At 71.3% G+C, this 15,207-nt stretch carries 11 protein-coding genes and 1 tRNA gene; 10 read left to right on the top strand and 2 right to left on the bottom strand.

The window, feature by feature from the left end:
- The first annotated feature begins 183 nt into the window (after nucleotides 1-183).
- Entirely contained in the window at nucleotides 184-1,326 is a 1,143-nt protein-coding gene (gene prfB / locus QSJ97_RS18235) for a peptide chain release factor 2 (protein ID WP_285673488.1), read from the top strand.
- Between the two features lie 177 nt (nucleotides 1,327-1,503).
- On the top strand, nucleotides 1,504-1,893 hold the full coding sequence (locus QSJ97_RS18230; protein ID WP_285673487.1) for a hypothetical protein: 390 nt from the start codon (nucleotides 1,504-1,506) through the stop codon (nucleotides 1,891-1,893).
- A gap of 269 nt (nucleotides 1,894-2,162) precedes the next feature.
- Here QSJ97_RS18230 and QSJ97_RS18225 read toward each other — a convergent pair whose 3' ends face one another.
- Nucleotides 2,163-2,687: a cupin gene (locus QSJ97_RS18225; protein ID WP_285673486.1), complete on the bottom strand. Its 525-nt coding sequence runs from the start codon at nucleotides 2,685-2,687 to the stop codon at nucleotides 2,163-2,165.
- 89 nt (nucleotides 2,688-2,776) lie between these two features.
- Between QSJ97_RS18225 and ligA the strand changes: the two genes are divergently transcribed.
- From ligA to QSJ97_RS18195, 6 genes are all read left to right on the top strand, one after another.
- Nucleotides 2,777-4,957, top strand: coding sequence for an NAD-dependent DNA ligase LigA (gene ligA, locus QSJ97_RS18220; RefSeq protein ID WP_285673485.1), 2,181 nt, complete (start codon nucleotides 2,777-2,779; stop codon nucleotides 4,955-4,957).
- Nucleotides 4,954-5,448: a GNAT family N-acetyltransferase gene (locus tag QSJ97_RS18215; protein WP_285673484.1), complete on the top strand. Its 495-nt coding sequence runs from the start codon at nucleotides 4,954-4,956 to the stop codon at nucleotides 5,446-5,448. Before ligA ends, QSJ97_RS18215 begins: the two co-directional genes overlap by 4 nt.
- A gap of 272 nt (nucleotides 5,449-5,720) precedes the next feature.
- Entirely contained in the window at nucleotides 5,721-7,802 is a 2,082-nt protein-coding gene (recG, locus tag QSJ97_RS18210) for an ATP-dependent DNA helicase RecG (RefSeq protein ID WP_285673483.1), read from the top strand.
- Between the two features lie 232 nt (nucleotides 7,803-8,034).
- Nucleotides 8,035-8,163, top strand: coding sequence for a hypothetical protein (locus tag QSJ97_RS18205; protein ID WP_285673482.1), 129 nt, complete (start codon nucleotides 8,035-8,037; stop codon nucleotides 8,161-8,163).
- Nucleotides 8,164-8,512: 349 nt separating this feature from the next.
- Entirely contained in the window at nucleotides 8,513-9,622 is a 1,110-nt protein-coding gene (locus QSJ97_RS18200) for a S8 family peptidase (RefSeq protein WP_285673481.1), read from the top strand.
- A 126-nt stretch (nucleotides 9,623-9,748) separates the two neighbouring features.
- Nucleotides 9,749-11,062, top strand: coding sequence for an O-acetylhomoserine aminocarboxypropyltransferase (locus tag QSJ97_RS18195; RefSeq protein ID WP_285673480.1), 1,314 nt, complete (start codon nucleotides 9,749-9,751; stop codon nucleotides 11,060-11,062).
- Between the two features lie 317 nt (nucleotides 11,063-11,379).
- Here QSJ97_RS18195 and QSJ97_RS18190 read toward each other — a convergent pair whose 3' ends face one another.
- Nucleotides 11,380-13,413, bottom strand: a complete 2,034-nt coding sequence (locus QSJ97_RS18190) for an ASKHA domain-containing protein (RefSeq protein ID WP_285673479.1) — start codon at nucleotides 13,411-13,413, stop codon at nucleotides 11,380-11,382.
- 257 nt (nucleotides 13,414-13,670) lie between these two features.
- On the opposite strand from QSJ97_RS18190, the gene QSJ97_RS18185 reads away from it, so the two are divergent.
- Both QSJ97_RS18185 and QSJ97_RS18180 read left to right on the top strand, forming a co-directional pair.
- Nucleotides 13,671-14,576, top strand: coding sequence for a sulfurtransferase (locus tag QSJ97_RS18185; RefSeq protein ID WP_285673478.1), 906 nt, complete (start codon nucleotides 13,671-13,673; stop codon nucleotides 14,574-14,576).
- Between the two features lie 117 nt (nucleotides 14,577-14,693).
- Nucleotides 14,694-14,784 (top strand) — tRNA-Ser (locus QSJ97_RS18180).
- The last annotated feature ends 423 nt before the right edge of the window (nucleotides 14,785-15,207 follow it).

Here is a 15,207-nt window from a genome sequence, read left to right as displayed (position 1 = left end):
ATCGGCCGCGCGCGCCGTCCCGCCGCCTCCCGTGGGTGGGCCGCGCTGCCGCCGAAGCCGCCGCGACATCTCAGGGGTGGGGGAGGCGGCGGGCCCCGGCCCGGGCCTGCCGCGCCGCGGGGGCGGCTTTACCTCGCCCGCCGCCGTCGCTATCTAGCGCTGATACCCGAAGGAGAGGACCCCATGAAGGCCGAGACCGCCGCCATTGTCGCCGAGATCGAGAAGTCGCTCGCGCTCCTGCGCCAGCGCATCGGCTGGGAGACTGCGGAGCACCGGCTCGAGGAGATGAATGCCCGCGCCGAGGACCCGGATCTCTGGTCCGACCCGGCCAAGGCCCAGGCGGTGATGCGCGAGCGCCAGCGTCTTGCCGACAGCGTCGAGGGCTACCGCGCGCTCGAGACCGCGCTCTCCGACAACCGCGAGCTGATCGAGCTCGGCGAGGAGGAGGGCGACGAGGAGGTGGTGGCCGAGGCCGAGGCGGCCCTCGCCCGGCTCCGCGAGACCGCCGCGGAGAAGGAGATCGAGGCGCTGCTCTCCGGCGAGGTCGATGGCAACGACGCCTTCCTCGAGATCAATGCCGGCGCCGGCGGCGTCGAGGCCTGCGACTGGGCGGCGATGCTGGCGCGCATGTACACCCGCTGGGCCGAGAGCCGCGGCTACAAGGTCGAGCTGCAGGACGAGAGCCCGGGCGAGGAGGCCGGCATCCGCTCGGTCACCTACCAGATCAGGGGCGCCAACGCCTATGGCTGGCTCAAGACCGAGACCGGCGTGCACCGGCTCGTGCGCATCTCGCCCTTCGACAGCCAGGCCCGGCGGCAGACCTCCTTCGCTGCCGCCTGGGTCTATCCGGTGATCGACGACACCATCGAGATCGACATCCCCGACAAGGACATCCGGATCGACACCTACCGTTCCTCCGGCGCCGGCGGGCAGCACGTGAACACCACCGACTCGGCGGTGCGCATCACCCACCTGCCGACCAACATCGTCGTCACCTCCTCGGAAAAGTCGCAGCACCAGAACCGTGCCATCGCCATGCAGGCCCTGCGCTCCAAGCTCTACGAGCTGGAGATGAAGAAGCGCACCCAGGCGATCCAGGACGCGCACGAGGCCAAGGGCGAGATCGGCTGGGGCAACCAGATCCGCTCCTATGTGCTGCAGCCCTATCAGATGGTGAAGGACCTGCGCACCCAGGAGGAGACCTCCGACACGCAGGGCGTGCTCGACGGCAAGCTCGACAAGTTCATGGCCGCGGCGCTGGCGCTCGACGTCGCCGGCAAGAGCCGCGCCGAGAGCGCCGCCGAGGACGACGCCGCCGCGCTCTGAGCCGCGGCCCGGAAGCCCCGACGGGCCGGCGAAGCACCCCTCCGTGCCGCCCGCCCGCGGCCCGGCATCGGTCGCTTACAAAAATCGCAAAAAGCACCGATCTGGTTGACCGATTTTTGCCCTGCGGCTAGTATTGTACCAAGCAGGAAGTAATCCCGAAGTACAGGAGGGGTATCCATGTCTCGATTTCTTGCAGCTGCAGCGATGTTCGCGGTTCTTGCCGCGGGATCGGCGCAGGCTCAGAGCTGCCGGCATGTCTACGTCGAGAACAAATGCCACAAGTCCTTGCGAATCTTGATCGAACACGCGCCGAGCTACCGCAACTGGGAGCCGGTCGGGTGGTATGACTTCGAGCCCAACGAGCGTTCGCGGCTGCTGGTTGGCGAAGATCCGATGTGCCATCTGCTCGATCACTCGCTCTACATCTATGCCGAGAGCACCGACGGGCAGTTCACCTGGGCGGGCGAAGACAGCTCGGTGCAGTTCAACGGCACCTGGTTCGACATGCGCAAGGCCAACAAGATCCGCTACAAGGGCGGCACCAAGGTCGACTTCACCTGCGAGTGACGCGGCGCCCGGACGCGGCGACCCGGACTGTCAGGCATCGGGCCGGGCCGGCTGCGCCCGGCCTATGCGTGCCGGAGCGGCCGCAGGGCCTCATCGGTTCAGCGTGGAAACCGTATAAGTTTTTCAACAAGTACTCTCCAGGCCTGCGCGATCATCGCCGCGCGGCGGCCGGGCCCGCGGTGGGGCCGGTGGGAGCGTGACGGGATGCGGCGCGCGACCATGCCGCCGCGCGCCGCCGCTGCGCCGGCGGATCGCCGGCCAGGCGCAGCTCAGCCGGCGCCCGCGGCATCGCCCCAGAGCGCCATCAGCGGACCGGATCGCCCGCGCAGCGGATCGGCCTCCGGCAGTGCCACCGCGGCGATGCGGGCCTCCGCGCCCGGCCAGTTCGCCTCGGTCGCCCAGAGCAGGTCGCAGTCCTCCTGCCCCGCCGGATAGGCGCCGACCACCGAGAAGCCGTCCTCCGCCTGCATCCGGCAATGCCCGGTGCCCGCCGGCAGCACCGCGAGATCCCCCGCCGCCAGCCGCAGATCCGCGCCGCCCGGCCCGCCGAGCCGGATCACCGCCGCGCCCGCCACGCAGGCCAGCGCCTCATGCGCGTTGGAGTGGTAGTGGTGGCGGTCGAAGACGGTGAACCGCCATGTCCCGCCCCAGCGGTTCTCGCGATAGAGCCGCGCGACATCCGCCGCCCCGGCCCCCGCGAGCGCGCCCGGAAACACCACCGCCGGCAGCCGCGGATTGTTCGGCACCCAGCCGTCGCGGGAGAAACGGAGCACCAGGGGGGCCGGCGGCTGCATGGCGGCTTCTCCGTTGCAGGGGAACCTGCGACAGGCTAGGGCGTGGGAGCCGCGTGCGAAACCCCGCTCAGCCACCGTCCGAGGAGCGCATGACCGACACCCCCGAGAAGGCCGCCGAAACGGACGCCGAGAAGGCCGCCGAGAAGGCTCCGGAAGCGCTCGCGCCCGCCGAGGCCGAGGCCGAGATCGCCCGCCTCTCCGAGGCCGTGGCCCGCGCCGATCTCGCCTATCACCAGCAGGACGCGCCGGAGATCGCGGATGCCGAGTATGATCGGCTGAAGCGGCGGCTGAAGGCGGTCGAGGCGGCGCATCCCGATCTCGCGCGGGCCGACAGCCCCACGGCGCGGGTCGGCGCGGCGCCGGCCGCGGGCTTTGCCAAGATCCGCCACCGGGTGGCCATGCTGTCGCTGGAGAACGCCTTCGACGACGAGGACGTGGCCGAGTTCGCCGCCCGCATCCGGCGCTTCCTCAGCCTCGGGCCGGAAGAGCCGCTCACCTTCCTCGCCGAGCCGAAGATCGACGGGCTCTCGCTCAACCTGCGCTACGAGAACCGCCGGCTGGTGGAGGCCGCGACCCGTGGCGACGGCACCGAGGGCGAGGACGTCACCGCCAATGCCCGCACCATCGCCGACATCCCCGGGGCCCTGCCGGCCGAGGCGCCCGAGGTCATCGAGATCCGCGGCGAGGTCTACATGCACCATGACGATTTCGCCGCGCTCAACGAGCGCCAGGCCGCCGCGGGCGCCAAGACCTTCGCCAACCCGCGCAACGCCGCCGCCGGCTCGATGCGCCAGCTCGACGTCGAGATCACGAAGGCGCGGCCGCTCCGCTTCTTCGCCTATGGCTGGGGCGAGGCGCCCGGCCTGCCGGCAGAGACCCAGTCCGGCGTGATGGCGGCCTTCGTGGGCTGGGGGCTGCCGGTGAACCCGCGCGCGGTCCACTGCGAGAGCGTCGAGGCGCTGCTCGATGCCTATCGCGGGATCGAGGCCGACCGGGCGAGCCTCGGCTACGACATCGACGGCGTGGTCTACAAGGTGGATCGGCTCGACTGGCAGGGCCGGCTCGGCTTCCGCTCGACCACGCCGCGCTGGGCGATCGCGCACAAGTTCCCGGCACAGACCGCGACCACCGTGCTCGAGGGGATCGACATCCAGGTCGGCCGCACCGGGGCGCTGTCGCCGGTGGCGCGGCTCCGGCCGGTGACCGTGGGCGGCGTCGTGGTCTCCAACGCGACGCTGCACAACGAGGACTACATCGCCGGGCGCGGCGCCTCGGGCGAGCCGATTCGCGAGGGGCGGGACCTGCGCATCGGCGATACCGTCACGGTCTACCGCGCCGGCGACGTGATCCCCAAGGTGCTCGATGTCGATCTCGCCAAGCGCCCGGCCGGGGCGGAGCCCTACGTCTTTCCCGAGACCTGCCCGGTCTGCGGCTCGCCGGCGCCGCGCGCGCCCGGCGAGGCGGTGCGCCGCTGCACCGGCGGGCTGATCTGCGAGGCCCAGGTGGTCGAGCGGCTGAAACATTTCGTCTCGCGCAACGCGATGGACATCGACGGGCTCGGGGCGAAGCAGGTCGAGCTGCTGCACGAGCTCGGCTGGGTCACCGAACCGGCGGAGATCTTCACCCTCGGCCCCCGCTACGGGCCGCAGGGGCGCAACATCGAGCGGCTTTCGGCACTGCCGGGCTGGGGCGCGAAATCGGCCGAGAACCTGCTCGCCGCCATCGAGGCGAGCCGCACCCCGCCGCTCGCCCGTTTCGTCTTCGCGCTCGGCATCCGTCATGTCGGCGAAACCACCGCGAAGCTGCTGGCGCGGCACTATGGCGACTGGGAGAGCCTCGCCGCGGCGATGCAGCGCGCCGGCGAGGACGAGGCGGCGCGGGCCGAACTGCTCGGCATCGACGGGGTCGGCGAGGTGCTGGCACAGGCGGTGATCGACTTCTTCGCCGACGGGCACAACCGGGGCGCGCTGAAGCACCTGCTGGCCGAGGTGACGCCGGCGCCGGCCGAGGCGGTCGCCGCCGATGCCAGCCCGGTGGCGGGCAAGACGGTGGTGTTCACCGGCAAGCTCGAACGCATGAGCCGCGACGAGGCCAAGGCCCGTGCCGAGGCGCTGGGGGCCAAGGTCTCCGGCAGCGTCTCGGCGAAGACCGATATCCTGGTGGCCGGGCCGGGCGCCGGCTCCAAGCTGAAGAAGGCGGAGGCGCTCGGCGTCGAGACGCTGACCGAGGAGGACTGGCTGGCGCTGGTCGGCGAGGGAGGCACGGCATGACGGAGACCACGGAGCCGGCGGCGATCGCGGGGCTCGGCACGGCGGCGCAGGCGGCGCTGCGCGCGCTCAACAACGCCCATGCCAGGGAGACCTCGCATCTCGCGCCGGCGGACTGGGCGCATCTGGTGCGCGAGGCGCGGGTCGCGCTGGCGCTGGGCGAGGCGGGCTTCGTGATCGCCGTCGATGCGGCGGCGGATTACGACAGCCCGAATTTCCTCTGGTTCCGCGCGCGCTACCCGCGCTTCCTCTATGTCGACCGGATCGTGGTAAGCGCGGCGGCGCGCGGGCAGGGCATCGCGCGGCGGCTCTATGACGCGGTCTTCGAGGCGGCGCGCGACGCCGGGCTCGAGCGGGTGGTCTGCGAGGTCAACCGGGTGCCGCCCAATCCCGGCTCGGATGCCTTCCACGCCGCGCTCGGCTTCGCGGAGGTCGGCCGGGCCGAGCTCGCCGGCGGCGCCAAGACTGTGCGGTATCTGGAACGGCTGCTCTGACGCGGGGCGCGGCCCGGCGCCCCACCCACCCCGGCAACCGCAGTGTCTGGCCGGTCGGTCACGCTCCCCCACCGGCGCCGGGCCGCGCCCCGCCAGGGCCACCGGCGCGCCATCGGGGCCGGCGGCGCGGCCCGAGGCTGGGGGGCATCCGCTCGGGTGACACCGGTGCCGTCCTCGCCGGGTGGGTGGGGCCTCGGGCCGCGCCGCCATCCTCGCCCCCTTGCGCCGCCGCGCGGTGTTGACCGCACCGCGCCGCGCCGCCATCAGGGGGCATGAGCCGGCCCGAGATCCTCTTCCCGCTGTTCGCCTCGGTCGAGACGCTGTCCGGCGTCGGGCCGAAGACCGCGCGCCTCCTCGAGAAGATCGGCGTGGCCCAGCTGCGCGACCTGCTGCTGCTGGCGCCGGAGCGCTATACAGACCGGCGGCTGCGCGAGAGCCTCGCCGATGCCGAGCCGAAGGAGGTGGTGACCATTGCCGTGACGATCGGCGAGCACCGCCCGGCGCGCGCCCGCAACCGGCCCTACCGCGTGGTGGCGGCGTGCCCCGGCGGCGGCCTCGAGATCGTCCATTTCAAGACCAATTCGGAATGGATGCGCCGGCTCTATCCGGAGGGCGCCGAGCTCGTGCTCTCCGGCCGGGTCGAGCTCTTCGACGGGCGCTGGCAGATGCCGCATCCCGAGCATGTGCTGAGCCCCGAGGAGGCGGCCGGGCTGCCGCCCTTCGAACCGGTCTATCCGCTCACCCAGGGGCTGACCCAGCGCATGGTGGCGAAGGCGGTGGAGGGCGCGCGCGCCGCCCTGCCGGCGCTGCCGGAATGGCTCGACCCCGCCTTCCTGGCCGAGCGCGGCTGGCCCGATTTCGCCGCCGCGCTGGCCGGCATCCATGCCCCCGGCGGCCCCCGCGCGGCGGAGGCGCCGCGCGCCCGGCTCGCCTATGACGAGCTGCTCTCGCACCAGCTCGCGCTGCAGCTTGCCCGCGCCAGCATGCGCCGGGGCCGGGGCCGGGCGAGCACCGGGGAGGGGCATCTGCTGGCCCGTGCCGCGGCCGCCTTCGGCCATCCGCCCACCGGGGCGCAGGCCCGGGCGCGCGACGAGATCCTGGCCGACATGGCCGCGCCCGAGCGCATGCTGCGGCTGCTGCAGGGCGATGTCGGCTCCGGCAAGACCTGGGTGGCGGCGATGGCGCTGCTGCGCGCGGTGGAGGCCGGCGGGCAGGGCGCGCTGATGGCGCCGACCGAGATCCTTGCCCGCCAGCATGCCCATGGCCTGGCGCCGCTTGCCGAGGCGGCGGGCGTGCATCTCAGCCTGATGACCGGGCGCGACCGTGCGGCGGAGCGGCGCGAGGTGCGCGAGGCGGTGGCGCAGGGCCGGGCGCAGATCGTCGTCGGCACCCATGCGCTGCTGCAGCCGGATGTCGCCTTCGCCGATCTGCGCCTCGTGGTGATCGACGAGCAGCACCGTTTCGGCGTGCGCCAGCGCATGGAGCTCACCGACAAGGCGCCGGCGGGCTGCGACGTGCTCTTCATGTCGGCCACCCCGATCCCGCGCACCCTGGCGCTCGCCGGCTATGGCGATCTCGACATCTCGCTGCTCGACGAGAAGCCCCCGGGGCGCCAGCCGGTGGAGACGCGGCTGGTCTCCCAGGAGCGCTATGGCGAGGTGGTGGCGCGGCTCGCGGCGGCGCTGGAGCGCGGCGCCCAGGCCTTCTGGGTCTGCCCGGCGGTGGAGGACTCCGACGAGGTGCCGCTGATCTCCGCCGAGGCCCGGCACGAGGCGCTGGCCCGCGAGCTCGGGGCCGAGCGCGTCGCGCTGGTGCACGGGCAGATGGCCCCGGAAGAAAAGGACGCCGCCATGGCCGCCTTCCAGGAGGGCCGTGCCCGCGTGCTGGTGGCGACGACGGTGATCGAGGTCGGCGTCGACGTGCCGGCGGCGAGCATCATGGTGGTCGAGCAGGCGGACCAGTTCGGCCTTGCCCAGCTCCACCAGCTGCGCGGGCGGGTCGGGCGCGGCGCGGCGAAATCCTCCTGCCTGCTGCTCTATGCACCGGGTATCGGCGAGACCGCGACGGCGCGGCTCCAGGTGATGCGCGAGACCGAGGACGGCTTCCGAATCGCCGAGGAGGACCTGCGGCTGCGCGGTGCGGGGGATGTTCTCGGTCTGGCCCAGTCCGGCCTGCCGAAGTTCCGGGTGGCCGATCTCGAGGCCGATGCCGGGTTGATGGCGCGGGCGCGCGACGAGGCGCGGCTGGCGCTCCACACCGATCCGGAGCTTGCCGGCGAGCGCGGCAAGGCCTTGAAGATCCTGCTCTATCTCATGGGGCGCGACCAGTCGGTGCGGCTGCTGAAGAGCGGCTGAGGCGGCTTTCGCCGCGGGTCTGTCACCACTTCGTTCCCGACCTGCGCGCTGAATGTTCTCATTTGTCCTCAAAATGTTCTTGATTTTTATGAGAACATATGGTGTACATGAGGCATCGGGAGGGCCGGAACGGAGATCGCCCCTTCCGTCAACGCAGATCCAGACGACGACCGGAAGACGCAGACCCAGAAGAGAACAAACCCGGATCAGACCCGCCGCAGAGGAGACACCAATGGCCGCATTGCGCACTGCCCGCAGCTTTCTGAGCCACGCCCCCCGCGAGGCGCTGCTCGATACCCTCGGCCTCGGCGCCGCGGCGCTGCTGATCTTCGCCGGTTTCCTGCTGCCGGGCCTGCTCTGAGCCCCTGACCCATTCGGCGCGCGCCGGACCTCTGCGCCCGCCACACCGACGACAGCTTGTCCCAGTTGCCCAGCGCTGCATTGCGGGGCGGTTCCCCCCTCCGGGCGGGTCACCCCTGATTGCCCCCTGCCGACGCCCCGCGATGCGCGCCACTTCGGCCGCCGGATCCACCCCGATCCGGCGGCCCTTTTTCTGACCTCTCCCCGCCATTGCCATGTCAGCGCGCCCCGCGACCAAGGGGCCGCACGGGGATGCGTGCATTCGTTCATGCAGGGATGAAACCCCGAGCGAAGCAGGCTATACTCCGAAGGGTGCACGCTTCGCGGCAGCCTCGCCGGGAGACCAGATCATGACAGACGCGCTGGACGCCCTTCTGGAGCGCACCGCCGGTTACACGGCCGGTTCCGCGGCCGGTGCCCCTGCCGAGGCGGCTGCCGAGATCGGCCCCGGCGAGAGCCTTTCCGCCGCCGCTGCCCTGCTGCTCGACGATCTCGTCGCGGGGCTCGAGGCCGGTGCCGGGGAGGGCGCCGCGATCCTGCCCGGCGACACGGGCCGCCTGCCGCAGATGGAGCCGCAGCCGGCCACCACCCCCTCCGGCGACCCGGACGACTATCTCGGTGCCGGGCAGACCCTGATCGTGATCGACGACGGCTATTCGCCCTTCTTCGACCAGGACGCCACCGTCTACGAATACGACTATTACGGCTTTGCCGACGACCCGGATGCCTCGGTGGAGACATTGCAGAGCCACGGCTCCTGGGTGGCGCAGACCGCGCTGCGCGTCGCGCCGGAGCTTGACATCGTGCATTTCAAGGTCTTCCCGGACGAGGGCGGCTCGGCCTATCTCTCCGATATCGAGCAGGCGCTCGCCGCCGCCATCGACCTCGCGGCGGAGATCGCCGTCGCCGCGGTCAATCTCAGCCTCGGCTACGGCAACACCACCGTGATCGAGATGACGCAGATCTCCGACGAGATCGCGGCGCTCACGGAGATGGGCGTCTCGGTGGTCGCCGCCGCCGGCAATGATGGCGCCAGCTATCCGGAGGGCGTGAGCGTGATCGCTGCCGATCCCAACGTGATCGGTGTCTCGGCCACCGATGACGACGGCGCTTTCGCGGATTTCTCGCAGCGCGACCCGGCGCTCACCGACATCGCGGCCCCGGGCGTCGACATCCCGATCTACACCGTCAACGGGCTGGTGGCGGATGTCTCCGGCACGAGCTTCTCGGCGCCCTATGTCTCCGCCGCCATCGCCCGGCTGCAGGAGGCGGCGGAGGCGGAGCTCGGCGGCCAGCTCCCGGTCTGGGCCGCGGTGGAGCTGCTGCAGGACAGCGGCACCCCGGTCGCCGGCGAGCCGGTCGGCACGGCGGCCGAGGGCTGGCGCGTGGCAGACCCCGAGGCGGCACTGGCGCTGTTCTTCGAAACCAGCACGGACTACGTGGATTTCGTGTTGATCTGATCCGGGTGCGCATCCCCCCTGTCAATTCCCGAAAACCGCGATAGTCTCGGCGCGAGCCGCGACACCGGCGGCCGCACGCCCGAGAGCCGCCGCCACACGCGGCCCCGACAAGGAATGAGGAACGCCATGAGCGAGACCAGCGAGCCCAAGCACGGCTTCGACACCCTGCAGATCCATGCCGGCAGCCAGCCCGACCCGGCCACCGGCGCCCGGCAGACGCCGATCTACCAGACCACCTCCTATGTCTTCCGCGATGCCGACCATGCCGCCAAGCTCTTCAACCTGCAGGAGCTCGGCTACATCTACACCCGCATCGGCAACCCCACCGTGCAGGTACTGCAGGACCGGGTCTGCGCGCTCGAGGGCGGCGCCGGCGCGGTGGCCTGCGCCTCGGGCCACGCGGCGCAGGTGATGGCGCTGTTCCCGCTGATGAAACCGGGGGACAACTTCGTCGCCTCGACCAGGCTCTATGGCGGCTCGGTCAACCAGTTCAACCATGCCTTCAAGCATTTCGGCTGGGAGGTCCGCTTCGTCGACACCGAGGACGAGGCCGCGGTGAAAGCCGCGATCGACGGCAACACCCGCGCCGTGTTCTGCGAGTCGATCGCCAATCCGGGCGGCTACATCACCGATATCGAGGCGCTGGCCGCGATCGCCCATGACGCGGGCGTGCCGCTGATCGTCGACAACACCACCGCCACCCCCTATCTCTGCCGGCCCTTCGAGCACGGCGCCGACATCGTGCTCCACTCGACCACCAAGTATCTCTGCGGCAACGCCACCTCGATGGGCGGCATGGTGGTGGATTCCGGCCGCTTCGACTGGTCGGCCAGCGGCAACTACCCGGCGCTCACCACGCCCTGCGAGAGCTATCACGGGCTGAACTTCCACGAGGCGCTGGGGGGGATGGCCTACACCTTCTACTCCATCGCCATCACGCTGCGCGATCTCGGCATGTGCCAGGCGCCGGTCAACGCCTTCCAGACCCTGCTCGGCATCGAGACGCTGTCGCTGCGGATGGAGCGGCACTGCTCCAACGCGCTGAAGGTAGCAGAGTTCCTCGAATCGCATCCGGCGGTGGAGTATGTCACCTATGCCGGGCTCGCCAGCAGCCCCTGGGCGGCACGCAAGGCGAAATACTGCCCGAAAGGCGCCTCCTCGATCTTCACCTTCGGCGTCAAGGGCGGCTATGACGCCTGCGTCCGGATGGTGGACAGCGTCACGCTGTTCAGCCACCTCGCCAATCTCGGCGATGCCCGGTCGCTGATCATCCACTCGGCCTCGACGACCCATCGCCAGCTCACCGACGAGCAGCGCGTGGCCGCCGGCGCCGGGCCGGAGGTGGTGCGCCTCTCGATCGGGCTCGAGGACCCGGCGGACCTGATCGCCGATCTCGACCAGGCGCTCGCCAAGGCCACCGCCGGCACTGCCGCAGCCTGACACCGCCGGCGCCGTATCGCCCCCCTCCTTGTGTCCCGAAACGGGACGCAAGGAGGGCAAGGCAAGGCCGCCGGACTGCCTCCCGATGCCTGTGCGGGCAATGCCCTGCGCAGGCATCCCTCCGGTCCCGGATCGCCCGCAGCCGGATGCTGCCGACGGTTGTCCCCCCGCCCACCTACCGGAGCCGCATAACCCGGCCACCCGGCGGCGGCGCACCGCGGCCCGAGGCTGGGGGGCTTCCCCGCCGGTACCGCCGGCGCCGTCCTCTCCGGGCGGGTGGGGCCTCGGGCCGCGGTGCGCCGCCGCCGGGGCGGGCCTCAGCCGCGCCGCCGCCGCCGCCGCCCGCCATCCTCGCCGCCGCCTGCCGTCTCGAAACGGATGTCCGGCAGCACCGCATGGGCCGCGAGGTTGGGATAGGGCGCGTTCTCGTGCGGCACCCGCATGGCGTCGACGAAATGCTCCTGGAAGCGCGGCTCCACCGCCGTCTCCACCTTCTCGACCTTGCGCACCACCTCGGCGATGCGCCGCCGCTCGGAGAGGTTCAGCAGCGCGATCCGCGCGCCGGTGCCGGCGGCATTGCCGGCCGAGCTCACCTTCTCCAGCGGGCAGTCCGGGATCATGCCGAGCACCATGGCGTGCAGCGGCGAGATATGGGCGCCGAAGGCCCCGGCCAGCACCACCCGCTCGACGTGATCGACGCCGAGCTGGTCCATCAGCAGCCGCGCCCCGGCATAGAGCGCGGCCTTGGCGAAGAGGATCTGCTGCACGTCGTTCTGCGTCACCGCGATGACCCGCTCGCCGGAGACGTGCAGGCGATAGGACCAGGTCCGACCCTCCGCGAAGACCACGTCGCCGAGCACCTCGGCCGAGCCGATGATGCCGCGCTTGTCCATCACCCCGGCGAGGCGCATCTCCGCCAGCGCCTCGATGATGCCGGAGCCGCAGATGCCGGTGACCCCGCCGGCGCCGACCGCCTCCGCGAAGCCCGGCTCGTCGGACCAGAGCTCGCAGCCGATCACCCGGACCTTCGCGCGCCTCGTCTCCGGGTCGATCCGCACCCGCTCGATGGCCCCGGGCGCGGCGCGCTGGCCGCTGGAGACCTGCGCCCCCTCGAAGGCCGGCCCGGTGGGCGAGGAGCAGGCCAGCACCTTGTCCCGGTTGCCGAGGAAGATCTCCGCATTGGTGCCGACATCGATGATAAGCGTCAGCTCTTCCTGCGCCTCGGGCGCCTCGGAGAGCGCCACCGCCGCGGCATCGGCGCCGACATGGCCGGCGATGCAGGGCAGGATGGCGGCCCGCGCCTCGGGGTGCATGTGCAGCCCGAGCTCGCTCGCCGGCACCCGCTGCGGCCCCGAGGTGGCGAGCGCGAAGGGCGCCCAGCCGAGCTCCACCGGGTCGATCCCGAGGAACAGGTGATGCATCACCGGGTTGCCGACGAAGACCCCCTCGAAGATGTCCTCGCGCGCGACCCCGGCCTCCTCGGCCAGCGCGCCGATCAGCTTGTCGAGCGCCTCGCGCACCGCATGGGTCATCTCGCCGGCCCCGCCCGGGTTGAGCTGGGCATAGGAGACGCGGCTCATCAGGTCCTCGCCGAAGCGGATCTGCGGGTTCATCAGCCCCTGCGAGGCCAGCACCTCGCCGGTGGAGAGATCGCAGAGATGCGCCGCGATGGTGGTGGAGCCGATATCCACCGCCAGCCCGCAGATCCGGGTCTCGTGATAGCCCGGCCAGATCTCCACGACCTTCCAGCCATCGGTGCGCCGCTGCAGCGCCACCGTCACCTGCCACTTGCCGGCGCGCAGCGTGGCCTGCAGCCGGGCCAGCACCGGCAGGCCGACGCTGACCTGCTCGATCTGCCACTGCGCCGCGAGCGCCGCGGCAAGCCGCTCGAAATCGCCCTCGGGCCTGTGCATGTCGGGCTCGGCGACCTCGACGAAGAGCATCCGCGTCGCCGGGTCGAGCACGATGTCGCGGGCCTCGGCGCGCTTGCGCACCACCTGGCGGTGCACCTGGCTCTCCGGCGGCACGTCGATCACCACGTCGCCCTGGATCTGCGCCTGGCAGCCGAGGCGCCGGCCGGGGGCGAGCCCGCGCTTCTCGTCATAGCGCGCCTCGACCTTGTTGAAGGGCGAGAGCGCATCCGCCGCCACCGTGACCCCGTGCTTGGGGAACGACCCGACGCCCGGGCTCACCTGGCATTTCGAGCAGATCCCGCGGCCGCCGCAGACGCTGTCGAGATCGACGCCGAGCTGGCGCGCCGCCTGCAGCACCGGCGTGCCGCTGGCCACCCGCCCGCGTTTGCCGGAGGGCGTGAAGATCACGAGATGGGTGTCGGTCTGCTCGTCGGACATGGTTCGGCTGGCTCCCCTGGTTCGGCACCCGCCAGATGTAGGCGCTTGCGGGGCGGGCTGGCAAAACGGATGCGGCAGTTCGGGCCGCACGAGCGCCATGCCGGGCCGGAAGGCGCGGCGGGGGCAGGGCGCCCGCATGGTTTTCCATTGTCCGGTTGCAATTATACGCGCTGCACGTATCTTTTCCGTGGAATAATGCGATCCCCGGCCCGGGGGCGGTCTCCGGTCCGTGCGGACATGCCGAATGGAGGACGACAATGCCCCTGCGCACCGCAACCGCGGCACTCTGCGCCGCGCTGCTGGCCGTCGCCGCACCCGCCCTGGCGGCGGCCGAGGACGGCTGGAAGAAGCTGCTCGCCCCGGCCGAGCTCGCCGAGCGCATCGACGAGCTGGTGGTGATCGACATCCGCAGCGACAAGGAATATCTCACCGCGCATATCCCCGGCGCGGTGAACGCGCCCTATCCGCTCTGGCGCGGGCCGGAGGACAATCCCGGCAAGCCGCTGACCGACGCGGCGCTGACCGAGCTGCTGCGCGGCCTCGGCCTCACCGCCGAGACCCCGGTGGCGGTGGCCTATGCCGGCACCGACCAGAGCGATTTCGGCGCCGCGGCGCGGGTCTACTGGACGCTGAAATCCGCCGGTCTCACCCGCATCGCGATCCTGAACGGCGGCGTGCGCGGCTGGGTCGCCGCGGGCCTCGGCCTCGGCGTCGAGCCGGTGGTGCGCGAGCCCTCCACCGCCAGCTTCGCGCTCTCGGATGCCTGGATGGCCGACCGCGCCGACGTGGCGGCGGCGGTGAAGGGCGAGCGCCAGGCGGTGTTGGTGGATGCCCGCCCGCCGGCCTTCTTCGAGGCCAAGCGCAAGCACCCCGCCGCGGCCAAGGCCGGCACGCTGGAAGGCGCGCGCAACCTGCCGCAGTCCGGCTGGTTCGACGGCGGGGCGCATGAGATCGCCGCCGCCGAGCGTGTCGCGGCGCTGGCCGGGGCGGCCGGCATCGGCGAGGCCGGGGGCGAGGTGGTCAGCTTCTGCAACACCGGCCACTGGGCCGCCACCGGCTGGTTCGCGATGAGCGAGCTGGCCGGGGTCGAGGGCGTCAAGCTCTATCCCGAGAGCATGGTCGGCTGGGTGAATTCCGGCGGCGCGGTCACCGCCGGCGAGTGAACCGGCGCCGGCCCGCGGGCCGCTCGACCGGGGCCGCCTCGCGCCAGTGCATGCGGGGCGGCCTTTTTTGCGCCGCGGCCCTTGTTCCCCGCCCCCGGGATTGCTATCCCCGGCGGCGGAGTGGTGGCCGAGTGGTCGAAGGCGCTCCCCTGCTAAGGGAGTAGGCCCCAAAAGGGTCTCGTGGGTTCGAATCCCATCCACTCCGCCATCAATTTTGGCGATCATGTTGAAAAAAATTGAAAAAAAATTGAATAATTGATTCTGTTCCACGTCTCATTCCACAATTCAAACATCGCTCGTGATGGATCCTTTCGGACTGTATTGGATCGGCGGTAGTGTGAACGGCGCGCGGGGCTCCCGGGCGATCCGGTCAGGTGAAGCGGCGTTCGCGCGGGGCCTCAGCATTCTTCAACATGCGCCGCTGCTCATGCCTCAAGGCAGGGCAAAAGATTCACTCGGCTTCGCGGCGCGGATAGGGCGCTTTGCCTCGTTCGAAACCGTTCCTTCGAGGATCGGCGGTAGAAGCCCAGTTCCGGTCCCCCCCGATTGCACCCGTTCACGCAGAGCCTGTGCAATGCCTCCAACCGGCTCCGATCAGGGTGCCAATCATGCTATTCATGCTATTCGTGCT

The organism is Paralimibaculum aggregatum (assembly GCF_030270585.1).
In the GTDB taxonomy this organism is placed as follows: Bacteria; Pseudomonadota; Alphaproteobacteria; order Rhodobacterales; family Rhodobacteraceae; genus Thermohalobaculum; species Thermohalobaculum aggregatum.
Note: the sequence above shows the minus strand (reverse complement) of the source record. Positions and strands in the feature narration are given on the sequence as shown.